Source organism: Secundilactobacillus paracollinoides DSM 15502 = JCM 11969, from assembly GCF_001311135.1.
In the GTDB taxonomy this organism is placed as follows: Bacteria; Bacillota; Bacilli; order Lactobacillales; family Lactobacillaceae; genus Secundilactobacillus; species Secundilactobacillus paracollinoides.
The window spans coordinates 1-23,254 of the sequence record NZ_BBAG01000007.1; the positions used below are offsets into that span (position 1 = coordinate 1).

Here is a 23,254-nt window from a genome sequence, read left to right on the forward strand (position 1 = left end):
TGGTGGTGGTGTGAGTGCGTGGAGTGCTTTCTTTGGCGTGGGTCTCTTTCATATTGCCGAAACGTGTTCCGCAAGGCAAGGGGCGGCCATGTAACGGACTCTGGCAAAAATGCCAAGTTCGGGCATTTCTGCCAGAGTCCGTTACATTCTGCCCCTTAACCGCCTTGCTTCACACTCTCCTAAGATTCTCCTAATAATCAGTCCATACCATTGCCGATTGTTTTTTTTATCTGTACAATTATCTGGTAATCTCTACAAAAGACACAGGAGGGTCGGTCTTGGCCAAAAAACGGCGTCGTAAAAAATCGAATCAGCAGGGAACCGCCACTTTAATTTTTATACTGGCGTTATTTGTCATTGGAGGGGGTCTCGGTGCCCGCTACGTGATGAATAAGGTGTTCACCCCGCAAACAACACAGGAACAGTCTTCAACGACGACCCTGTCACCGCAACAACGCCGGCAACGGGCGTTCATTAAACAAATGGCAACGCCAGCGGTCAAGGCTTACCATGAGACCCATCAAGTGCTGCCAAGCATCGTGATTGCGCAGGCCATATTGGAATCTAATTGGGGCCAATCACAGTTGTACAAGGAAGCTAAAAATCCTTTTGGGATGAAAGGTAGCTACAATGGGCAGACCCAACTATTTCCAACTAAAGAATATGAAAACGGCAAAGAGGTCACCATCAAGGATTATTTTCGGGTGTATCCTAACCTGAAGGCGGCCATTTTGGATCATGACCTCGTCGTTTACCATCAGTTTATTACAACAAGAACGACGAACTACGCCACGGCGGCCAAGGAACTCCAAACAAACGGCTATGCCACAGACCCCAGCTATGCGAAGAAATTGATCAACATGATTGAAAGCTACCGGTTGGCACGGTTTGATTCATATTAATGTGATGATGGAAAGATGCTGATGAGGCATCTTTTTTACTATTTGGTCAAAAATCAGTTGCACGTTAATACACAAGTGAGTACTAGTTGAAACTTGGTGCAGACAGGTCTAAAATTCTTGTCAGAACAGGTGGAAACCGGTAAGATAAATTATCGATAAGATTAATAGGGAGAGATGTCTTAATTGCTTGAGCTCATCGGGAAACTCTACGGACCATTCTTTGACCTGCATAATTGGGAAACGGTTTTGGCGTCCGGTAGCGACTGGCTGATTATTTTATCATTAGTCATGATTGAATGTTTGCTTTCTGTGGATAACGCAGTGGTACTAGCGGCTCAGACGCAGGCGTTACCCAACAGAGAGATGCAAGAAAAATCCTTGTTTTACGGTATCTGGGGTGCGTATATTTTCCGATTCTTGATTATTGGGATCGGGACGTACCTCATTAATTTTTGGGAAATCAAGGTGTTAGGGGCAGGCTACTTGCTGTTCTTAACCATCCAATATTTCACCAAGAGCCGAGTGAAGCACACTCGGAAACTAGTTTCAGACCGAAAACGTAAGAGTCCGATTTCGTTATTCTGGTCAGTTGTGATTCAAATTGAATTGATGGACATTATCTTTTCAATTGACTCGGTGTTGGCGTCACTCGCAATCTCACCAAACCCAGTCATTGTGTTGATTGGTGGGATGATTGGGATTCTCGCAATGCGGGGCATTGCAGAGATGATCATGCGTTTGATGAAAATTGTGCCAGAGTTGGAACCGATGGCATACGGGTTGATTGCGCTAATTGCAGTCAAGTTGTTTGTCAGCATTCCACTCATTGATATTGAAATTCCAGCGTCGATTTTTGGACTGATCGTTTTGGGGGCGGTTATTGTCACCCTGATCATTCACTTTATTCGACGCGGAAGAAGGGAGCTCGTAAATGGCAACGACGATCACAAAGGATAATTTAGCTGAAGAAACGAAGGCGGGCCTCGTCTTCGTTGATTTTTGGGCCCCTTGGTGCGGGCCATGTAAGATGATGGATCCCGTTTTAGAGCAACTGGAAAACGACTACGGTGACCGAATTAAGTTCGGCAAGCTGAATGTGGATCACAACCAGGACCTTGCGATGAACTATAAGGTCATGAGCATCCCGAGTTTGGTGTTGTTTCGAGACGGGAAGGCCGTTGAAAAGATTACTGGCCTTTACCCGAAGGAAAAGTTAGCCGCGTATCTCGACAAAAAATTGGCAGCTCACGCGTAACAGTTTTGACTGCTGTCGTTGAAGGAGGAACAAGCATGAAACTTGGATTTATTGGCACTGGCGTTATGGGTGCTGCAATTGCGGGGCATCTATTGGATGGCGGTCATGAGTTGTTTGTTTATAACCGGACGAAGGCCAAAACGGATGACCTGGTCAAGAAGGGGGCAACCTGGCTGATACGCCTGGTCAAGTTGCAGCTCAGGCGGATATCATTTTTTCGATGGTAGGATATCCCAAGGACGTCGAAGAAATATACTTCGGCGAGACTGGCATTTTCTCAACGTTGACAGCTGGCAAGATCGTTGTTGACATGACCACCAGCACGCCGACCCTGGCAGCTAAAATCGCGGTTACCGCAAAGGCGTTAGGGGCAACCGGCCTTGATGCGCCGGTTTCCGGTGGTGATGTTGGTGCCCAAAATGCTGCCTTAACCATCATGGTTGGCGGCGACAAGGCAGCTTATGACAAGCTGATGCCGCTCTTTGAGCTGATGGGTAAGTCCATTCATCTCTTTGGCGAAGCTGGCAAAGGTCAACACACGAAGATGGCTAATCAAATTATGATTGCTGGCACAATGACGGGCATGGTTGGAATGATGACCTACGCGAAGGCGGCTGATCTGCCTGTGGCGGATGTCATTCAAACTCTGAGTGGTGGCGGCGCAGACAACTGGAGCATGGAAAACTACGCCCCACGCATCCTTGCTGGTGATTACACGCCTGGTTTCTTTGCAAAGCACTTCTTGAAGGATCTGCGGATTGCGCTTGATGAAGCGGACAAGATGAATCTTGAGTTGCCAGCCACTAAGGAAGCCAAGCACCTCTATGAAGTGATGGTGGATGATAAAGGGCTTGGTAATGATGGGACTCAAGGGTTGATTAAGTTGTATCAGGATAAATAGCTATAAAAAAGACCTGATTTGGTCTCTTTTTTATTTTGGAATTGTTTTTACGATTGAGGGGGTAGGTCGGTTCAAGGAGGCTCTTTCTAGGCAACTGTGCCGAAACGAGTTTCGAAAAACAGAAAGCTGCGCGTAAGCCAACTCTGGCAGAAATGCCCAGGTACGGCATTTCCGCCAGAATTAGCTTACACTCCGCTTCCTACCGTTTTTCTCCACTCTCTACCCATCCAAATCACTAAAGAAACTATAAAGCTTCTCCTGAGTAAGGCCCTTTTTCTCCTCCCCAGCAACATCAAAGGTGATCTGCCATTGTCGATCACAATCAACCGATTGCCATACTTCAACGCGTCATCCAAATGGTGGGTGATCATCAGGCAAGTTAAATCTTCCTCGGTGATCCGGTCGTTAGTGGTCTTCATCAACTCTTGCGACGTCTTGGGATCCAAGGCGGCCGTATGTTCATCCAGTAAGAGGATGTCCGGTCGCTTTAGGGTTGCCATGAGGAAACTCAACGCCTGTCGCTGACCACCCGATAAGTTACCAGTTGGGGTGCTTAATCGGTGATCCAGACCGTTATTCATTGTTGCTGTGATTTCTTTAAAATGGGGAAGGGACTTCCGTAGGCCACGCGGGACCAAGTGGCGTCCTTGTCCACGTTTGGCGGCTAACAACAGGTTTTCTGCAACGGTCATCCGCGGTGCCGTCCCGAGTTTCGGATCCTGGAAGACCCGGCTCAGAAAACGGGTTCGGCGTTCTTCAGATTCATTTGCGATGGATTTGCCGCGTAACAAAATGTCACCGCTGTCGATGGATAAGTTACCAGCAATTGTGTTAAACAGAGTTGATTTACCCGCCCCGTTAGATCCGAGGACGGTCACAAAGTCACCCTCATTAATCGTCAGGTTTAGTCCCTTTAACAGGGTCAGTTCCTCCGGCGTATTGCGGTTGACCTTGGTGACAACGTCGCGTAGTTCTAGAATTGGACTAGTCATGGCTTGTCACCCCCCGTTTAATGATGTGTTTGATATTAAACATCTTCTGGAAGACTGGCAACATCATGCAGATAGCAAGCACGATTGCTGACAACAACTGCAGGTCGTTGGTGTTGAATCCGAGACGCAGCACGATCAGCAAGACGAAGCGGTACAGAATTGAACCAAGAGTAACGGCAACGAGCCGTTGATTCATGGTCAGTTCACCAAAGGCAACTTCACCGATAATGATGGAGGCCAATGCGATAACGATGATTCCGATACCCATGTTGACGTCAGCGTAACCGTTGTTTTGTGCAACTAAGGCACCACCGAGGCCAATCAGACCGTTTGAGATCATTAGCCCCATGATCTGCATGTTGTCGGTTTTGATACCCAACGAGCGGGCCATTTTTTCATTATCACCCGTGGCGATGAATGCCTGCCCCAAATCAGTTTGTAGGAAGTATACTAAGGCAACGGTGACGATGGCGATGACGATTATCCCGAGGACGACACTGTCAAAGTATTCGGGCATCGCTTTAAAAAAGTCAGCCTTGAGTAGGGTCGGCTTATTGAGCAACGTTAAGTTTGCTCGGCCCATGATCCGCAGGTTGATTGAGTAAGCTGCGGTCATAACTAAGATCCCAGCTAACAAGATTGGAATCTTGCCCTTGGTGTAGAGCAGGCCAGTAACTAACCCACAGAGCATCCCGACGCCAATGGCCATAATGGTTGCCCAGAAGGGATCCACGCCGCGATTGATCGCAGCGACACACGTTGCGGCACCCATTGGGAAGATCCCTTCAACGGTCATATCGGGGAAGTCGAGGATTCTAAACGTTAAGAATAGACCGATCAAGTGTGGCCCAGAGAAGTCCTTGGCCGATGGCTGAAACACCTAATCCAATGCTCATTTTACGATTTCTCCCTTCGCTTTAGCTTCCTTGATGACGGATGCTGGGAACGTAATGCCAAGTTGTTTAGCTTCCTTCATATTGATAATCAATTTACCATGACGTACAAATCTGATTGGCGTTGTGGCTGGTTTTTGACCCTTCAAGATCTTTGCGGTCATTTTGCCGGTCAGCACGCCGAGTTTGTACTGGTCCACACTATACGTGGCAAGGCCGCCGTCTTTAACCATGGAATCCACGGCCGGGAAGACGGGGACGTTGGCGGTATTGGCATTTTGTACGAGCGTCTGCATGGCTGAGGCAATCGTGTTATCGGTTGGCACATAGACTGCATCGACGCTGCGGACCATCTGTTGTGACACCTGTTGCACATCGTTCGTATTTGAAATGGAGTAGGCCTTCAATGGAATACCAGCTTGTTTGCACAGGACTTTAAACTGTTTGTACTGCTCAACCGCTGAATCATCGCTTGAAGTGTACATAATACCCAACGTTTTTAAATGCGGCATGACGCGGCGAATCAGGGCTAGCTGTTCGGCTAAGGGTGCCTGGTCAGACACCCCGGTCACGTTGCCGCCCGGTTTCGTATTGTTCGTCACTAAGCCGGCACCCTTTGGATCGGTAACGGCGCCCAAAATGATTGGAATTTTGGATGACGAATTAGCAAGGGCTTGTGCGGATGGGGTGGCGATACCAATCATGGCATCGGCGCCTTCGTTCACAAACCGGTTACTCATAGTCATCATGTTACTCTGATCATTTTCAGCGTTTTGATAATCGATCTTCACGTTCTTACCCGGCGCGGCGTAAACCCGCCGTCCTTCAATCCCTGAATGATACCATGGTGAATCGTGTCCAAAGCGGGTTGGGACATCAGTTGTAAAATACCCACAGTGGGCGTGTGTTTCCGGTCGGCTGCCTGGTTCGGATCATTTTCCTTCACGTAAGCAAAGCCCAGGAAAACGAGCAGAATGGCAATTAATGCATACAGTCGTTTCATAACAACCACCTATCTTAAAATAATGACAACACAACGTTGCAACATAAATCACACACAAAGGAAACTACCGCACAAAAAAAGACGACTCCTTGCGAAATCGTCTCGAGTGAGCGACGTGCAAGGTTGGGCATGCAGCGTCACTCGCAATCAAAGTAACCGGCATGGACACGTGAAATGAACAGGTGAGCTCAAACCGCATCCAAAATGGCGCAGTTTGTTACCGGAATTGCCAAGAACTATTTAATTTGGCAAAAAACTTTGTCATGCGTTGTTCCTCCAGAAATAAATTATCTTTATTATACAAAGGCGGGGGGGGAATGCGCAAGGGCAGAGTGTGAGACAAGGCGGTTTAGGGGCGGTGTGTAAGGGATTCTGTCTAAAAGTCCGGGTCTGACTTTTAGACCAGAATCCCTTACACGTTAGCCCCGTGCCTTGTCGAACACGTTTAATCTATGAGCCAAGAAAGGCGAAGCAAGATGCGCTTAGATGATAAAAACACAATGTAAGGGCCTGACTTTTTGCCAGAGTTGCTTACACAGTAGCCCTCTCGCCTTGCGGAACACGTTTAGTCTATGAGACCGAGAAAGGTGGAAGCAAGATGCGCTCAGATGCTAAAAAACACAATGTAAGGGCCTGACTTTTCTGTCAGAGTCCCTTACACGTTAACCCAGTGCTGTATCGAATAAGTTCAAATAATGAAACCAGAACCACCAAGAAAAACTTCCGCAATCCCAACAACCAATATCGCACCTATCAGGCCCTCAACTTGACCATTAAAGATAAATGTGGTAAATTAGCAAACAATTAGAATATTATGAGTCGTTGAAGAGAAGAGTAACCTGCTAAGTGGTTTAGAGAGTCTGCGGTGGTGGGAGCAGATGCACGGGTGCAGGTGAAGATGATCTCAGAGCATGGGGCGGTCATGATTGGCCAATACCCACGGAGGCAGCCGATACCCTGTCGAGTATGAAAATACTTTCGAGGCCTGAATTGCGAGATTGAGGCGAAGATGGGTGGTACCGCGCAATGTCGTCCCTAGTTGTTGAACAACTAGGGATTTTTTATCTCGATACCTTAAGGAGGAAAACGCATGACAGTAATTTTGAAAAATGGCTTTTTAAAGCAGCAGCAAGCAACACCGCTATCTGACACCGGTCGGCTAGTTAAAATCTTGGTTGTGAATCTAATGCCAAACAAGCTTGAAACCGAGCGGCAGTTTGCCGAGTTATTCAGTCAACTTACTGTCGACGTTCAGGTGACCTTCGCACGGATGGCCAGCCATCACAGCAAACATATCAGTGAGGCTGACTTTAATCACGCAGACTATGTGGCCCTCGAGGACCTTCAAAATAGTTACTTTGACGGGCTGGTTGTCACTGGGGCGCCAGTCGAGGAACTGGACTTTGAGACTGTGGACTACTGGTCGGAGTTCAAAGCGCTTCTAGACTGGCGAGAAACCCATGTCCGTGAAGTATTTTTGAGTGTTGGGCTGCCCAAGCTGGTCTGTATGCTGATTTTGGGATTCAAAAACACGTTTTACCAAGTAAGTTATTTGGTGTTTATCGGTGTCAAATTAACGCAGAAACTAAGCTGACCGCCGGGTTTGATGCCCTATCGATGCCACAGTCACGGCACTCCACGCTGACAAAAATCGATGACCCAGAAGTGGACGTTTTGGCCAGTGATCCTGAAGCTGGACCGGTCGTGATGCATGCTGTAAAGACTAGGTCTACCTATATTAGTGGGCACCATTAGTGGGCACCCTGAGTACGAAACGAATACGCTATTCAATGAATTTCATCGGGACATGGAAAAGGGATTGCCAATTCGATTGCCGAAACGGTACTTCTCAGCAGCTGTGCCCGCAAATACTTGGCGAGGTGATAGCGTCCAGTTGTATAACAACTGGGTGGCGTCGCTGAGTAATGTGCGCGTAACAACCTTTTGAATAAAAGCCTTAAGGGCAATTAAATCTTCATTAAAAACCATCGGCAATTGTTTGCGCCGGTGTTTTTTACGGCCAGGTTCGGTATACTTAATAGTGAAGAACGAACGGAGGTTAGTCATGAATAATCGAAACTGGTGGCTTTTAAATGGCCTTGGGGTCATCGTTTATTTGATTGGCACCCTGTGGCTCATGTTGCGACCGATTAAGGATATGCGTGCACTGCTGATTCCGGAACACCGGATGCAGACGGTTATTATTTGGAGCGTTATCGCGTTTGTTGTCTTTTTAATTGAATTGATCGTGCTGTTGGTGAAACGGCATGGGTTGAAGAAACGGGTTTCTGAGTCTTAGTAGGATTTGTTTTATGGATAGGAAAAGCGTCCGGCTGGTTGGCTGGGCGCTTTTTTCTGGCGTTAATTGTTTGTTGCGCTATTTTTCTGAGCCTTGGTTATGAGGCTTCTTGGTTGCTTTTGTGCTTTCTTATTTATTTGTGTGGCCTGCGATGTTGGTTCTGGCAACTGAGTAGCAATGACCACCGCACGCCCTTTTCACATTGCGGAAACGTGTTCAGCAAGGCACGGGGCGGCCATGTAACGGACTCTGGCAAAAATGCCAAGTTCGGGCATTTCTGCCAGAGTCCGTTACATTCTGCCCCTAAACCCGCCTTGCTTCACACTCTTACAAAATACTCCACAAATTATTCATAAAATGCAACGCCATGTCATACCGGATATCCTTAAAATGCAGGTAACATCCCGCCAAGATCCACCCCAGACCTGAATAGAATAGGGTGGTGACTGAGAAACTTAAGGTGTGCAGGAAACCAAAGATACAGCCACTGATTAGAATGCCGAAGAAAACGCTCCATCGGTTATTTTTTGCGAAGAAGAAATTAAAGAAGAACCCTCTAAAAATGAACTCTTCAAATACCGGCGCAGCAACCACACTATAGAAGTTATTCCAGAACGGGAGTTGCAGTGCCTGGGCATTGACCTCGCTTTGATTGGTTGGCATCGGCAGGATGTGGTGCACGATCAATTGTGACCACAACACCTGAACCGCAAGCATGCCAATGAAAAAGCCAAACAACTGTAAGATACTTTTAGTCGTAAACGGTCGTTTCTTAAAGTGGTGCGGGTTGCCCTGTTGCAATTGTCGCCGGTATAGCCAGGCGAATAGCGCCAAAATGACGGCCATCGTCATCAGCATAATGCCGATGTACTTGGTGGCTAACCCAGGATTGGATTTCGCATACCCGGTGGCTGTCGTCAGTTGTCCGGAATTGATCAAATAGATGATCAATAACACGATAAACGCGATAATACGAATGACTTGCCGTTTCAGATAGGTTGCCATGGGACACCCTCTTTTCATAAATTACTTATAGGTGACGATTTTGATCAAATTATGGTCAGGATCGCGAACCCACAGCGCTGTTGCATCGCCCTGCGCACCGGTGTAATCAATTGGGCCATCGTCAATTTCGACGGCATAGTTGGTCAGGTGCGACAGGGTTGCTTCAAGGTTATCTTTCGTTGAAAAGGCAAGGTCAGCAGTTCCAAGTGCGACGGTGCTGGCACTGATCTCCGGCTTGTCGGTCGGCGTTTCAAATTCGAGCCGGTGATGCCCTAAACGGACAGCAGGGCGGTCGAAATCTTTAATAATGGGAAGATCAAAGACCTCGTGATAGAAACGAACGGCGCGGTTAATATCACTGACGGTCAGGGTAATGCTATCAATATCTTTAATGTTCACGATGTGTCATCCTTTGAAATTAAATTGTGGCTTTCATTATACCACGAGTCACGGCGTCAGATGGTTGCCAATGAGTTGGTTTAGTGATAGGGTTATTAAGTTAATAGATGAAAATAGGGTCGACTGATGGGTCGATTGCGGGTGCAAGTTAGTCCCATTTTCTGAAAACTGGACTACTTACGAAATTCAATGATGTAATTTTATTGAAAATGCACCCTTTAAAAGTGGAACGATTGTATGGTATATGAACGAACGGATGGGTCTGGGCAGGCAATTACGTGTCCCGGGCCCCTTCTTTATGAACGAGAGGAGAATTGCAATGGCGTTATTAGAGGTTGAAGACCTAAGCATGAGCTTCGCTGATAAGAACTTATACGAGGATGCGAGTTTTCAGCTAAACAAGGGTGAACACATGGGCATCGTCGGTCAAAACGGGGTCGGAAAATCGACTGATCAAGATTATGACTGGGGACGAATTGCCGGTTACCGGTAAGATCACCTGGCAGAAGGGCATCGACGTCGGTTATTTGGATCAATACGCAGATATTCCTGATGGCATGAGGCTGATTGAATTTTTGCACACGGCGTATGCTAATTTATACGAACGCAACGATAAGATGACGGCACTATACACCGAGTATGCTGAAACTGCGGATGATAAACTGCTGGAACGCGCAGGACGGATTCAAGAGTATCTTGAAGCTAATAACTTCTATGATATTGAAACAGAAATCGAACGGATCATTTCTGGATTAGGCTCGATGACATCGGCCGCGATCATGAAGTGGCTAAGATGTCCGGTGGCCAACGGTCAAAGATTATTTTGGCTAAATTATTGCTGCAACAGCCTGACGTGATCCTTCTTGATGAACCGACCAACTACCTGGATGTGGCGCACATTGCCTGGTTAGTGGACTACTTGAATGATTTTGAAGGGGCCGCAATGATCATTTCTCATGATTATGATTTTCTAGACCAAGTGACGAACTGCATCATCAATGTGGCGTTTGGTAAGATCAACAAGTATCGTGGCAGTTTCAAAGCTGCTATGCGTCAGCGGGCTGAGCGTGAAGAAGCCCAACGTCGTGAATATGAGAAACAACAGGTTCAAATTGAAAAGACCGAAAAATTTATTTCGAAGTTTAAGGCCGGTTCACGATCAAAACAAGCGAAATCGCGTGAGAAACAACTGGCGCGGATGGACCGGGTCGATCCGCCGTCATCAAACATTCGGGCACAGTTCAACTTCCCCTATGAAGATACAGGCTCACAAAATGCGCTGGTGGTCGACCAACTCTCCGTTGGGTATAACCGCCCATTGTTGAAGCCGGTCACGTTCTCTGTGAACACCGGTGAAAAGGTTGGCTTTGAAGGCTTTAACGGGGTCGGAAAGTCGACGTTGATCAAGACGATTCTTGGCATTATCGATGCTAAGGGCGGGGCAGCCCATTTTTCACCGTCAGCTAAGGTCAGCTACTTTAGTCAAGACCTCGAATGGGATAACAACCAGCAAACACCAATGCAGATCATTCAAGAAAAATATGATCAGCTGCAACAACGGGCTATCCGCACCAAACTGGCAAAATGTGGTTTGGATGCGGCCAACGCGATGAAGCCTATTGGCCAACTTTCTGGTGGCGAACAAACAAAGGTCAAGTTAGCGATGATGGAATTTGAACCCGCAAACTTCTTGATCTTGGACGAACCAACAAACCATTTGGATGAAGAAACAAAGGAAGCCTTGAAGGACGCAATCAATGCGTTCCCGGGCAATGCTATTGTGGTTAGCCATGAGATGAGTTTTTATGAGGGATTGGCTGATAAGATCTTGAATGTGGAGAAGTTGAGTTTGAAGAATCAGAGTGTGTAAAGAGTGTGGAGCAAGGCGTTTTAGGGGCGGTGTGTAACGGACTCTGGCAGAAATGCCTGAACTTGGCATTTTTGCCAGAGTCCGTTACACGTTAGCCCCGTGCCTTGCGGAACACGTTTCGGCAATGTAAAAAGGGTGCACAGTAGCCGTTTTAACCTGGCTGCTAAAACCAGAAAAGTCCGGGCCGGACTTTTTGCCAGAGTCCGTTACACGTTAGCCCCGTGCCTTGCGGAACACGTTTCGGCAATGTGTGAAGGGAGCGCAGTAGCCTTTACAGCACGGCTGCCGAAAACAGAAAAGTTGGGGCTTGATTTTTTGGTCAGAGCCCATTACACGTTAACCCGTGCCAGCCTTGGGGAACACGCTTCGATGATAAGTCAGAGAAAACTCGAATTAATTGAAATTTGACCGTTCTATTGCCATAGAAGAAATGGTCAGTCAACTTTCAATGGTTTTCGAGTTTCATTTCGAACTTCTTTTCAAACTTAAATACTCTTAAAGTATGTTGAAGAATGCTAAACGTGTTTTTGGAGGTTGTTGGCTACGAGAAGTTAAGTGCTACAGCTTTTCTAGCCCACATTGCCGAAACGTGTTCCAGGAAGGCAAGGGGCGGCCATGTAAGGGACTCTGGCAAAAATCCAGAATCGGGATTTTCTGCCAGAGTCCCTTACATTCTGCCCCTTAACCGCCTTCCTTCCACACTCTTTAAACTTAACTAAAGTGTCAAACCACTGTGACGCCACTGCAATGCAGGCATGTTACAATGGTCACTATAAATGACATAAGGTTTGGAGCATATTTATGAAACGGGCATTACGAATTGTATTACTAGTGGTTGTGATGGTGTTGGTTGTTTTTAGTGCGCATCACTTGTTGCACTCTTCTGCCAAGCAGGAGACAACCGAGCAGAGCAGCCAAAAATCCAGTACCGGGTCTAGTCAAAAAAAGACTAGTACTTCAAGTGACGACACGACGCCGAGTTACATGAACAAAATCAACTGGCGTAAGTCCTCAGAGAACAAACCATATCCCGATTTAAACAAATTAAGCAACGTTTGGATCCACGTCTCTATTGCCAACCAGCGTGTTTACATTAAGGACGGCAACAAAACAGTCTACACGATGTATGCGTCAACTGGGATTCACAATTCAACACCGCGGGGGACGTTCCACATTCAAGCTGAACGGGGCGATTTCTTCTATAATCAATCCTCCGGTGAAGGTGCTCATTACTGGGTCTCGTTTAAAGACCATGGGGTTTATCTTTTCCACACTGTGCCGACCGACCAATATGGGAAGTACAACGTGAAGGAGGCCGACCAACTTGGCAGGACAGCTAAATCGCATGGGTGCGTGAGGTTGTCAGTTCCCGATGCGAAGTGGTTCTACAACCACGTTAAAGAGGGCACAAAAGTGGTTATCAATTAGTTTAAAAAGACCGTTCAACAGAAATGCTGAACGGTCTTTTTGTCACCTTTACATAACCTTTACACAAACGACACAGCTTCTTTACTTTGGTTTGGTAATCTATTGGTTGCAATACGAAATAAAAAACCACTCAGCTAAGTGCTGAGTGGCGGGTTTCTTAATCGTTAAAGGTGTTGTTTTCCACATCCGTAATAAATTTAGCTAAATGCGAGTAATAACTGGTGCGTTATCGATCATGTGGTGGTGACCACCTTCAGGCGTGGTTTCCAACCGAGCATGAGGGATTTCCTTTTGCATCCGGCGGGCGGTTGCTAATGGCATGGTTTCGTGTTCCCCAAAGGTCAGCAAAGTTGGTACCTTGATGTCCTTCAAGTGTGGTTCGAATTCCCATTCCTTCAGTTTCCCAGTAATCACGAACTCGTTGTCCCCTTGGAAGGCGTTGTAAACGGGGGTCGCCATTGTTGAGATCAAGTGAGAAATGGCAGCTGGCTTCTTACGGTCGACGTAGTTATCGTTTAAGACGTCAACGTAACCTTGGTACTTAGCGTCATCGTAGTTGCCTTTTGCTTCGCAGTCCTTCATGTAAGCGATGGCGTCAGCTGGCAAGAGGTCTTCACGCACTTGGTTGACGTGGGTGACGTATTCGTCGATGTTATCGACCATAGATGAGACAATGGCACCCTTCAAATGTTGACCGTATTTGGCAGCGTACATTTGAACCAGGCACCGCCCCATGATTGGCCAATTAAGTAGAAGTTGTCCAAGCCAAGCTTTTGACGGACTTCTTCAACTTCGTCAAGGAAGTAGTCGTAGGTCAAGTACTTGTCAGCAATGGCCTTATCGCTATAATCGGGTTGATCTGAGTACCATGAGCCTAATTGATCGTACATGTGGACCTGAACGTTGAGCCCCTGCTTCTTTAATTGTTGAGCAGTGTCTTCCCAGTATTCGTGGTTACCGCCAGGGCCACCGTGAAGGGCGAGTAAATGAATGTCGCCTTCACCCTGTGTGTTGGTCCAAAGATGGTAGCCGTTGTCGAGTGTGATAATCGTGGTTCCTTGTTTCATGATATCCCTCATTTCTGTAAATCGCTGCTTACTATGATAGCACTAATGGCCGAGATACGGTACTTGAAGATTGGTGGCCTTCAAGTCGATCGTGTAGAATAACGGCTGATTACCACGGACGGTCATTTCCATATCAGTTGCGTAGACGATCAGTCCAAGTTGATGCCCAGGTTGTAGGTTATAGTGCGTTGGCTGGAGTGCCACATCAAACCCGTAAAATTCGTTCGGTGAAACGGTTTTGGTGGTTGTCAGCCCATCGCGGTTTTGCAGGTTAATGTGTGCTTTGCTGATCAGTTGGTAATCGGAAAGGTTGGTGAGTTGAAATTCGCGCAGGCTTTCCTTTTTAAAATGGTAGCCGAGATCCATCGCCTGACCCGCTAATGTGACTGGAGAGGGCGTCAATCGTTTGAAATGACTATAATCGATCAACTGAAAACTTAACATTCCGACGTTTTGATTGACGGCGACTTGAACGTGAACTGTTGGGCGACCATCGATCACAAGCGGTTCAGTTTGTTTTGATGCCTTAAAAATCAGCCGGTGACCAGCCATGGCAGCGTTACTATCGTCGGTGAGTGCCGCCTGCCAGTGGTCCCAGTGCTTCGCATAGTAGCGGAAAACCTTAGTCGGAAGTTGGTCACTAAACCCTTGCTGGACTGGTTGCGGCTGATTAGCAGTGGTTAACTTATCCGCACCCAAATGGAGGGTCATCACCGGATTGTCGGGTGCCAGCCAATCTGATTGGGCGTGCCACGTTTCCGCCGTAGCGTTGTCTTGAATGAGAACATTTGGCAACAGTGTCTCAGCATGGTTATCCACATCGTAAAGTTCATGCGTCAGCCAAAGGTTGACCATGTCTGTGAAGTCTAGTGAGCGCAGATTGTTGATGTAAACGTGAGGGCCTGGTGAAGAATGACCTTTTTCGTGATTGGCAGATTTCGGATGGCTTGCCATAGCTTGCCAACATTCTTTGGCTTGACATTCCAGTCATTCAGACCATGAACGAGCAACAGGTCGGCTTTGATGTTGGCCACATCCTTACGATAATTGCGTGCGTCCCAGAACTGATTATAGTTACCGGTTTCTCGATCTTGGTCGAGGGTCATTTGATTAAGCGCATTTTGCCACTTCGATTTGATCCGGTAGTAGTCGCCGGGCTGTTTTTCACGTGAGAAGGTTTCTTCGGCTAAGACGTCGGCATCCTCTCCAGGGAAACCACCGGGTGCAATTACGAGACCGTTTTCGCGGTAGTAGTCGTACCAGCTTGAGATAGCGGCCTCACTAATGACGGTCTTTAAGCCTTCGACACCCGTGGTCGCTGCAGCTGTGGCAAGGGTACCGAGGTAGGAACGGCCGGTCATGGCAATGTGATGATTTGACCACCAGGCCTTGATGGCGATGTTATCCGTCCGATTAGTGAACGCCGTCCGTTTGCCATCTAGCCATTCAATAACAGCGGTCGCCGCAATCGTTTCTTCAATGTCACCGGTTGTGCGTAACCCATCTGAATCCTTGGTGCCAATGCCGGAAGCATAGGCGACCGCGAAGCCCCGAGCTAAGAAATAGTCATTTAAACTATAATCAAAACTGTTGCCCATCCGTTCCTCGGCAGTTTGGGTGAGGCTGGCAATTTCACGCGGCGCGGGCACATCACGGTTAATTTCAGCCTGATCGCCAATCGTATTGCTGGTGACTGGCTTTTCCGTCAGTGGAACATTGACGTTGTGGGTCAGCGCATCACCGGCCTCGTCATTTGTGCCCTGATTATAAGGGGAGGCTGTATAAAGCGTTGGCACTGGCTGTTGGTTTGATTCTGCTGGTCGGGTGACTTCGACCTTTAACAGGTCACGTTGACCGTCGTGATCAGTATCCTGAGGAGATTCTACATAGACCACCTCATGAATGAGTGCCGTCGTATCATAAACGGCTTGGGTTTTGCCATTAAAAATAACGGGTTTTTTAATCGCCGCATTGTGCACCATTGCCTGAAAATACCCGCGTGAGGTAAGATCATCCAAAAAGGTTTGACCATTCATATTATGGGTAATCAGCAATTGGTACCAGCCATGGAGCAATTCAGTATTGTCAAGGGTGGCAGTTTTAAAAATTGGGAGATTGACTTTATGGGTAATGGCGAGTGGGTCGCCGAGATCAAAATCACGTTCTGGTAAAAAATACAGAAGTTGCAGGTAGATATTATAAAATACTTGTTGCGAGACATTGTCGTGCGTTCTCAGGTAAGCCAACGCATTTTGCGTTGGCGTTGCCATGAGACCCGCAATCTTTTCTTCACCACTACTGAGCGTTTGTGTTTCGGGGAAGCTATTGATCAACAGTTGGTGAAAAAAGAGAACCGTGGGCAACGCCAAGTCACGTTCATGAATCATTTGAATACGCACTAGTTCAGTGCGTTCCTGTTCTGGCGTCACTGGTACGATAGCGAACTGATTGAGCTTCATCATTGAATCCTCCCTTAACCATTATTTGGTTTTTATTATACCCCTCCTTAAAAGCATGCCGGTCGAAGTTTGATATTCGAGCATGCTATAATAAAACAAGTTAACTGAGATTTGTTTGAAAGGGGTTTTCCATGAGCTACATTGGCGGTATCGCCTTAATTTTATTTACCACGACCATTGCCGGTGCCATTAGTGAACGCATTGGGATTCCAATCGTCATTGGGCAACTGCTGGTTGGCATCTTGCTTGGTCCTGCAGCATTGGCTGGCTGCACGCGAATGTGTTGCTGAATGCCGGCGCCGAAATTGGGGTCGTGATCTTGATGTTTATGGCTGGACTCGAGAGTGATCTTGGATTATTGAAGAAGTATTTCAAACCAGCACTGAGCGTTGCCACCTTTGGCGTTATTCTACCGATGATCTGTTTCTTTATCTATGGTGAAATCATGGACCAAGGGTTTGAACGGTCTGTCTTTTGGGGTGTTGTTTTTGCGGCAACTTCAGTCTCCATTAGTGTTGAGGTCCTAAGAGAATTTGGCCGTCTCAACTCGAAGGAGGGGGCGACCATCCTTGGCGCCGCCGTGGTGGACGACATCATGGCTGTGCTGATCTTAAGTATTTTCGTCAGCATGTTTGGCAACGTGAGTCAAACTGGCGGCTCACCCAATCTTTGGTTGAGTCTAGCAGAACAGGCGGTTTATTTCGTGCTCGTTTATCTGTTGATTCGCTGGTTAGCACCATTTTTGATCCGGTTATTTGAACACCTGGCCGTCCCGCAAGCCATTCCGATCATTTCTCTAGTGATCTGTTTGGGCATGGCCTACCTTGCGGACTTAACCGGCCTTAGCGCAGTTATCGGTGCCTTTTTCGCCGGGATTGCCATTGCGCAAACGAAGGCACACAAGGAAGTCAGTGCCAACATTAATCCGATTGGGTACGCCTTCTTTATTCCGATCTTCTTTGTCAGCATCGGACTGGAAATGAACTTTGACCACTTCCTGAGCAATATCTGGCTGATTGTCGTGATGACGATTCTTGCGTTGCTGACAAAACTCATTGGTGGGGGCTTGGGTGCAAAATTACTCGGGTTTAGCTGGAACAGTGCCTACGTGGTGGGTGCCGGAATGGTTTCGCGGGGTGAAATGGCTCTGATTATTGCCCAAATTGGGTATCAGGCCCATTTGCTGCACGCAAGCGTTTATTCAGAAGTGATTATTGTGATCGTGCTCTCCACATTATTAGCGCCATTAATGCTGAAACAGGCAATCAATGGATTATCAACCGAACAAGACTAAAAAGCACCCCTTAAAGGGCGCTTTTTTTAGTCCTGTTCAATTTCGTTTGGATCGTTGAGGCGGCTATGTTTCATCCCGTAAGTAAAGTAGAGGATCAAGCCAAAAGCAAACCAGATCAGTGAAGCAATCCACGTTTCAGCCTGCAGTTGTGTCAACATGAAGATGCAGAGCAGTCCAGACACGATTGGTAATACTGGGTAGAAGGGCACTTCGAACCCTTGGTGATTTTTGATTTCCTTGTTGTGTCGCAGTGGAATGATCCCAAAGGAGACAAACAAGAAAGCAATCAATGTCCCAATGTTAACCAGATTAGTTAACTGGTCAAGTGGCACAAAGCCACCCATGATACTGATGACAATGGTAATGGTCACAAGAGCGTTTCTTGGTAAGCCCTGACCATCCAATTTTCCTAAGAATTTCGGCAGCAGGCCATCCCGGCCAATCGAGTAGATCAACCGCGATGAACTGTAGATCATGGTGACCATCATGGTAAACATGCCGGCCATCGCGCCCAGAGAGATAATGCCTGCGATCCAGTTTTGGTGAACGAACTGTAGCGCGAAGGATACCGGGTCAGCCACGTTGAGGTCTTTGTAGCTCATCATCCGGTGAGGACAATGGAAACACCCACGTAGAGGATCGTTGTGATGATCAGCGTGCCAATAATGCCAATTGGCATGTTGCGTTTAGGATTCTTCACTTCGGCAGCTGAACTTGATACGGCATCAAACCCGAGGTAGGCAAAGAAAACGGCGGAAGCGCCCGCAAACACACCATGCACACCATACGGCGTAAACGGATGCCAGTTAGTTGGCTTCACGTAAAACGCGCCGACAACGATAAATAACAGAATAATGGCAATTTTAACAAAGACAATGATGTTGTTTAACCGGACGGATGTCCGCATCCCGCGTGCGAGCATGAGCGAGATCAGAACCACAATAATAATTGCAAACCAGTTTCCATACTGACCGTGGGCCGGGTCTAATCCGCCAACAATGGCAGCAGGGATGGGGACACCAAAACCGCTCATAAACGACTTGAAGTAGGCGCCCCAAGCGCTGGAAACGGCTGCCACGGCCAACACGTATTCCAGAATCAAAGCCCAACCGAGGACCCAGCCGACGATTTCGCCATAAACGAGATTGCCGTAGGAGTAGGCGCTTCCGGCAACCGGTATAGCGGATGCAAACTCAGCGTAGCACATGGCCGCGGTGGAACAGACAACGGCAGCAACAATAAAGGAAAGAATAATACCGGGGCCAGCTTGGTAGCCGCAACCGTCCCGGGTAAAATGAAGATTCCAGTCCCAATAACGGCACCAATTCCCAGTGAGATCAGATCGACAGCACTCATCGTTTTAGCAAAGTGCTTATCCGTCTCCAGATAACGGTCGATGCGCTCCCGGCGAAAAATACGAGCTCTAAGTGACATGTATGTTCCTCCAACTATATTAAATACTTTTTAGAAGATTAAACCTATTTTAACTTTGTTGAGAGCGCGGAGCAAGGCGTTTAAGGGGCGCGTTTAGGCTAGGTGGGAGAGAAGATTCTAAGAATGAAGTCCCGAACTTGGCATTTTTGACAAGATAGACGTGAGGGTTGGCTAAGATGTTGACGCAATAGAGTATATGTAAGGTTTTTTCTTTTCCATTGAATTAACTTGTCGCAATCTCCGGTTCAAAGATCCCAATTGCCTTTTCTGATTCGTTCTATGTTTATATTGTCGAAACGTGTTCAGGCACGGGGCTAACGTGTAACGGACGATGACTAAAAAGTCAGGCCCGGACTTTTCGGTTTTTGGGCAGCCGTGTTGTAATGACTACTGCGCTCATTTTTTATATTGCCTAAACGTGTTCAGCAAGGCAGAGGCTCCTGCCTAAGCCAACTCTGACAAAAATTCCAGGCCCAGGAATTTCTGTCAGAGTTAACTTAGGCTCCGCCCTCTAAACGCCTTGCTTCACACTCTGCACTGTACTTTACCCCCAAAACTCGTTAAAATAGATAGCAATCACTTATTACCTTAGGAGGAATTCATATGACAACAGAAGTTGCGAGTGGTGCTGTCGTTTATCAAGTTCGCGATGGCAAACCCTACTATCTATTATTAAAGAGTGCCACCAGTGTATTCTGGGGCTTTCCTAAGGGACACGTTGAAGCTGGGGAAAATTTGGCTGATACGGCACTTCGGGAAATTAAAGAAGAAACTCAGTTGACTGTTGAGCTGGACACGACTTACCACGACGAGTTGCAATACGACATGGCTAACGGTAATCATAAAGAAGTTCACTTATTCGTGAGTGAGGTTGCGGACAACGTCACGATCACGAAGCAGGATATTGAAATCGCGGATACCGCTTGGTTGCCATTTGACGAGGCAGTTGACCGGTTGACCTATGATAATTTAAAAGACCTATTAAAACGGGCTGATCAGTATATTTCTATGAAGATCACAGCCGGAAAATAAGGGAGAGGCCGCCTATGAAACGCGTTATTGTGATCACCGGTGCCACTGGTACTGGGAAAACCACGGTGAGCAGCTATCTCACCGACCAGTTTCACATCCCCCGAATTATTACGCATACAACTCGTCCCAAGCGTCCTGGAGAGCAGGAGGGTGTCGATTACTACTTTGAAACACCTGAGACGTTTAAACAGAATCACTACCTGGAATCTGTCCACTATGCCAACTACCAATATGGTTCGTCTTTAGAAGGGTTAGCCCGTGCCTTTTCAAAATCAGACCTTGTTAGCATTGTTTTGGATACCAAGGGTGCTGAGACCTACGTTAAAGAGTTGGATACTCGGGTGTCAGTTCTGTTCTTGACTGTCGCGCATCCTTTATTATTGAAAGAACGATTAGAGCAGCGCGGTGATCAGTTAGAAATGGTCAAGAATCGTTTAGCGAGTGATGAATATCGTCGTGACCTTACGTTACCGGCTGGTTTGTCAGGTATTGCTACGGTGATTCAAAATGATAAGTGGGACACGACTAAGAATCGTTTAGACGAATTCGTGGCTGAGTTAACAACACCAACCTCGCCCAAAGCATGATTAAACAGTTGTCGACAATATTGTGGTAGACTACTAAAAAGTAATCATTATTATTTAACTGCTGAAGATTGTCTGAACAATGAATCACTAACATGCCAGTCTTAGCAGAGGAGGCACATCATGCAACAAACGTTAACGCAAGCAATTGATGTTTTAAAAAAGAATCATTTAAAAGTGACGAAACAACGAAAGGCGCTCCTGACCTATCTGTTAGATAACCAGGATCACTACCACGATGTCACCTTGGTGGATGACTACATGCGCCAGCAATTCCCTGGCATGAGTCATAACACCATTTACCGCAACATTAAGGAATTTGAACAGGCGGGCATGGTGGAGCAACGGGTCGAGGGTGACCAGGCGCGCGTTAAATATCAGTGCGATTTTAGCCATCTGCATCACCACCACTTTATCTGTCAGCGCTGCGGCAAGGTCACAGAATTGAAAGAGTGCCCGCTTGACGTTTTCCAGGAACAATTGCCTGGATATCAGATTGTTGGTCATAGAATTGAACTTTACGGACTATGCGCACAGTGTCGTGCGGAAATGGCCGTAGATTAAAGACTAGCACCGCGTTGTTGGGTGCTAGTTTTTTGTTGAATGACAGGCATTTTTTATGGCTGAAACCTGGTTTTGGTACCCGCTTTATGGTTGACTAAAGGTTTTTAACCTAATATTATAGTTTGTCGTTTACTTTAGATGTTAGACTATTAGTATCAATGACAGCATAAGAAAAAATCCGCCTCAATTTGCGGGATCCTGTCCTGTAACGACTGCTAATTTTGGTTAAATTGGCCGGACGCTATTTTCAGAACAGACTTAAATTGGTATACTGTCAAAGAACCCTATTTTTAATTAATGAAAACAAGCTCATCAATTACTTAGAGTTGATTGAGATAATAATGGTATAGTATTTTATTTTAAAGGAGGTGCCATTTTTATGGCATATCGCACGCCACCATTTTTAACACCCTTTGCAATTCTTTCAATTGCACTGGCCTTAGGCGCGACTAACGTGGTGGTCAACAAAGTCAGTCATTCTACTGAGGGGACGCCGACTTCAAAAACAGCTAGCGTGGCTTCAAGTAGTTCAATGGATCCGACAACTAAGTCAAAATCGTTGTCGGATTCAGCTAAGAAGAAATCCGAGTCTGAAAGTAAGGCAAAGGAATCTTCTAAAAAGGCAGAAAGTGAATCGAAGAAGAAGGCTAGCGAATCAAGTTCAAAAGCAGCGGAAAGTTCGAAGGCCGCTGATGATTCCAGCACAACCGATACTGACACAAGTAGCGCAACGACAACTAAGTCTGGGACAACTTCAAAGAAGTCCACTGGGACGACGGATAAGTCTACCAGTACCACGCCGTCAACGGCCTCATCATCTTCGACGTATTCAAGTTCAACTACAACGGATAGTGCGACAACGGATACAGGTGGGGATACCACTGGGACATCAAGTGACCAAACAACGACTACAAATGGCTACTAGACAAATAACGCAACGTGAGGAGGGTCTTACCCTTGTTTAGCTTACTTGACATGATTAATCATTATCTGGGTTACTTCAACATTAATACGAAGTTGAAGAACCGGATCTACACCATCATCGGGGCGTTTGGGACTATTTATCTGATCTACGTGGCAACACGTTGGATTCATAATGGTTACTGGCTCCGAGGATTTGGCATTCTGCTCGTAGGCCTGATTTTAGCCTACTTTACAGTGATGAATGTGTTTTATTATTTTACGACGAAAAAACCGCCGTTCGACATTTCACCAAAGATCGAAAAATTAATGGGAAAACCATTTGGGAGCGATCCGGCTGCTGAAGCCAATCAACAAGAAGCCGCCAACGCGCAACAACAAATGGGGAATGGGTTACTCAACAGCATCCCGGCAAACGGCTACTTCGACGCCAAAAAAGTGTTGCCTGGTAAGGTCAAAGTGACACTGACGCAACAACGGAACATTGATGAATTAGCAGCACATCTGCAGCAGTTGAGCTTGATGCAGCCTGATTATTCTGGCTTGGGTCAACGTGAAATTGCGATGCAGATCGAAAAACAGCATAAGCCAATTTATGCGATCGGATTAGGCGTCAACATTCCTTACTTTGAACTAAGTCACCAGGGAAACGACCTGGTAGTTCTAGCAGGCGTTAACCAGTCACAAAAAGTCGAGGTTGGGACAGTGACCACGGTTGGGTTGCAGTCAATCAATGATATTCAAGATCGGGTGAAATTGTATTTGGCGAATGTGATCCTGGTCGGCGGTCCCTACATGGAAATGGGCCGTAATATGCCGATGGAAAAACAGGCACCATACGCTATCCGGGTGCAGTTGGCCTATGAAAAACAGGGCGAGGAAAAAACGGATACGCAACCAACGTCGCAACAACCGCTATCTTCAACGCGCGTGCTATCAAAGTGACAATGGC

13 protein-coding genes and 10 pseudogenes are annotated in these 23,254 nt (G+C 46.9%); 15 read left to right on the forward strand and 8 right to left on the reverse strand.

The window, feature by feature from the left end; all coding sequences use genetic code 11:
• Positions 1 to 278: 278 nt before the first annotated feature.
• The 4 genes and pseudogenes from JCM11969_RS04245 to JCM11969_RS20295 all read left to right on the forward strand — a co-directional run bounded on the left by JCM11969_RS04245 (position 279) and on the right by JCM11969_RS20295 (position 3,058).
• On the forward strand, positions 279 to 902 hold the full coding sequence (locus JCM11969_RS04245; RefSeq protein ID WP_054708642.1) for a glycoside hydrolase family 73 protein: 624 nt from the start codon (positions 279 to 281) through the stop codon (positions 900 to 902).
• 183 nt (positions 903 to 1,085) lie between these two features.
• Positions 1,086 to 1,859: a TerC family protein gene (locus JCM11969_RS04250; RefSeq protein WP_054708645.1), complete on the forward strand. Its 774-nt coding sequence runs from the start codon at positions 1,086 to 1,088 to the stop codon at positions 1,857 to 1,859.
• Entirely contained in the window at positions 1,834 to 2,157 is a 324-nt protein-coding gene (gene trxA / locus JCM11969_RS04255; RefSeq protein WP_054708648.1) for a thioredoxin, read from the forward strand. The genes JCM11969_RS04250 and trxA overlap by 26 nt, the downstream gene beginning before the upstream one ends.
• A 92-nt stretch (positions 2,158 to 2,249) precedes the next feature.
• Positions 2,250 to 3,058: pseudogene (locus JCM11969_RS20295) on the forward strand (NAD(P)-dependent oxidoreductase).
• A 219-nt stretch (positions 3,059 to 3,277) separates the two neighbouring features.
• On the opposite strand, the pseudogene JCM11969_RS04265 reads toward JCM11969_RS20295, so the two are convergent.
• From JCM11969_RS04265 to trpX, 3 pseudogenes are all read right to left on the reverse strand, one after another.
• Positions 3,278 to 4,050: pseudogene (locus JCM11969_RS04265) on the reverse strand (ABC transporter ATP-binding protein).
• Positions 4,043 to 4,940 (reverse strand): annotated as a pseudogene (locus JCM11969_RS04270) (ABC transporter permease). The pseudogenes JCM11969_RS04265 and JCM11969_RS04270 overlap by 8 nt, the downstream one beginning before the upstream one ends.
• Before the next feature lie 2 nt (positions 4,941 to 4,942).
• Positions 4,943 to 5,946, reverse strand: a pseudogene (gene trpX, locus JCM11969_RS04275) (tryptophan ABC transporter substrate-binding protein).
• A 1,186-nt stretch (positions 5,947 to 7,132) separates the two neighbouring features.
• On the opposite strand from trpX, the pseudogene JCM11969_RS19675 reads away from it, so the two are divergent.
• The 3 genes and pseudogenes from JCM11969_RS19675 to JCM11969_RS04290 all read left to right on the forward strand — a co-directional run bounded on the left by JCM11969_RS19675 (position 7,133) and on the right by JCM11969_RS04290 (position 8,245).
• Positions 7,133 to 7,701, forward strand: a pseudogene (locus tag JCM11969_RS19675) (homoserine O-acetyltransferase/O-succinyltransferase family protein).
• 52 nt (positions 7,702 to 7,753) lie between these two features.
• Positions 7,754 to 7,894, forward strand: a complete 141-nt coding sequence (locus JCM11969_RS20300) for a hypothetical protein (RefSeq protein ID WP_369523195.1) — start codon at positions 7,754 to 7,756, stop codon at positions 7,892 to 7,894.
• Positions 7,895 to 8,011: 117 nt separating this feature from the next.
• Positions 8,012 to 8,245 carry a DUF3923 family protein gene (locus JCM11969_RS04290; RefSeq protein WP_054708658.1) on the forward strand — a complete coding sequence of 78 codons (234 nt, stop codon included), beginning with the start codon at positions 8,012 to 8,014 and terminating at the stop codon, positions 8,243 to 8,245.
• Positions 8,246 to 8,572: 327 nt separating this feature from the next.
• Here JCM11969_RS04290 and JCM11969_RS04295 read toward each other — a convergent pair whose 3' ends face one another.
• Both JCM11969_RS04295 and JCM11969_RS04300 read right to left on the reverse strand, forming a co-directional pair.
• Entirely contained in the window at positions 8,573 to 9,250 is a 678-nt protein-coding gene (locus tag JCM11969_RS04295) for a type II CAAX endopeptidase family protein (protein ID WP_065902600.1), read from the reverse strand.
• Between the two features lie 21 nt (positions 9,251 to 9,271).
• Positions 9,272 to 9,649: a VOC family protein gene (locus JCM11969_RS04300; RefSeq protein ID WP_054708662.1), complete on the reverse strand. Its 378-nt coding sequence runs from the start codon at positions 9,647 to 9,649 to the stop codon at positions 9,272 to 9,274.
• Between the two features lie 319 nt (positions 9,650 to 9,968).
• Between JCM11969_RS04300 and abc-f the strand changes: the two are divergent.
• A pseudogene (abc-f, locus tag JCM11969_RS04305) lies at positions 9,969 to 11,519 on the forward strand (ribosomal protection-like ABC-F family protein).
• An 801-nt stretch (positions 11,520 to 12,320) separates the two neighbouring features.
• Positions 12,321 to 12,947, forward strand: coding sequence for a L,D-transpeptidase (locus JCM11969_RS04310; RefSeq protein ID WP_054708663.1), 627 nt, complete (start codon positions 12,321 to 12,323; stop codon positions 12,945 to 12,947).
• Between the two features lie 157 nt (positions 12,948 to 13,104).
• Here JCM11969_RS04310 and JCM11969_RS04315 read toward each other — a convergent pair.
• Together JCM11969_RS04315 and JCM11969_RS04320 are read right to left on the reverse strand one after the other, a co-directional pair.
• Positions 13,105 to 14,014, reverse strand: a pseudogene (locus JCM11969_RS04315) (proline-specific peptidase family protein).
• 42 nt (positions 14,015 to 14,056) lie between these two features.
• Positions 14,057 to 16,473 (reverse strand): annotated as a pseudogene (locus JCM11969_RS04320) (Xaa-Pro dipeptidyl-peptidase).
• Between the two features lie 131 nt (positions 16,474 to 16,604).
• Between JCM11969_RS04320 and JCM11969_RS04325 the strand changes: the two are divergent.
• Positions 16,605 to 17,767: pseudogene (locus tag JCM11969_RS04325) on the forward strand (cation:proton antiporter).
• 26 nt (positions 17,768 to 17,793) lie between these two features.
• Here the strand turns inward: JCM11969_RS04325 and JCM11969_RS04330 are convergent.
• Positions 17,794 to 19,201, reverse strand: a pseudogene (locus tag JCM11969_RS04330) (APC family permease).
• 603 nt (positions 19,202 to 19,804) lie between these two features.
• Between JCM11969_RS04330 and JCM11969_RS04335 the strand changes: the two are divergent.
• The 5 genes from JCM11969_RS04335 to JCM11969_RS04355 all read left to right on the forward strand — a co-directional run bounded on the left by JCM11969_RS04335 (position 19,805) and on the right by JCM11969_RS04355 (position 23,247).
• On the forward strand, positions 19,805 to 20,233 hold the full coding sequence (locus JCM11969_RS04335) for a bis(5'-nucleosyl)-tetraphosphatase (protein WP_054708664.1): 429 nt from the start codon (positions 19,805 to 19,807) through the stop codon (positions 20,231 to 20,233).
• A 14-nt stretch (positions 20,234 to 20,247) separates the two neighbouring features.
• Positions 20,248 to 20,820 (forward strand): nucleoside/nucleotide kinase family protein, encoded by a 573-nt coding sequence (locus tag JCM11969_RS04340; RefSeq protein WP_054708665.1) that lies wholly within the window; start codon positions 20,248 to 20,250, stop codon positions 20,818 to 20,820.
• Positions 20,821 to 20,940: 120 nt separating this feature from the next.
• Complete coding sequence (locus JCM11969_RS04345) at positions 20,941 to 21,381, forward strand: Fur family transcriptional regulator (RefSeq protein ID WP_054708668.1); 441 nt, start codon at positions 20,941 to 20,943, stop codon at positions 21,379 to 21,381.
• A 379-nt stretch (positions 21,382 to 21,760) separates the two neighbouring features.
• Entirely contained in the window at positions 21,761 to 22,306 is a 546-nt protein-coding gene (locus JCM11969_RS04350) for a hypothetical protein (RefSeq protein WP_054708672.1), read from the forward strand.
• Between the two features lie 32 nt (positions 22,307 to 22,338).
• On the forward strand, positions 22,339 to 23,247 hold the full coding sequence (locus JCM11969_RS04355) for a DUF6681 family protein (protein WP_054708675.1): 909 nt from the start codon (positions 22,339 to 22,341) through the stop codon (positions 23,245 to 23,247).
• Positions 23,248 to 23,254 lie beyond the last annotated feature (7 nt).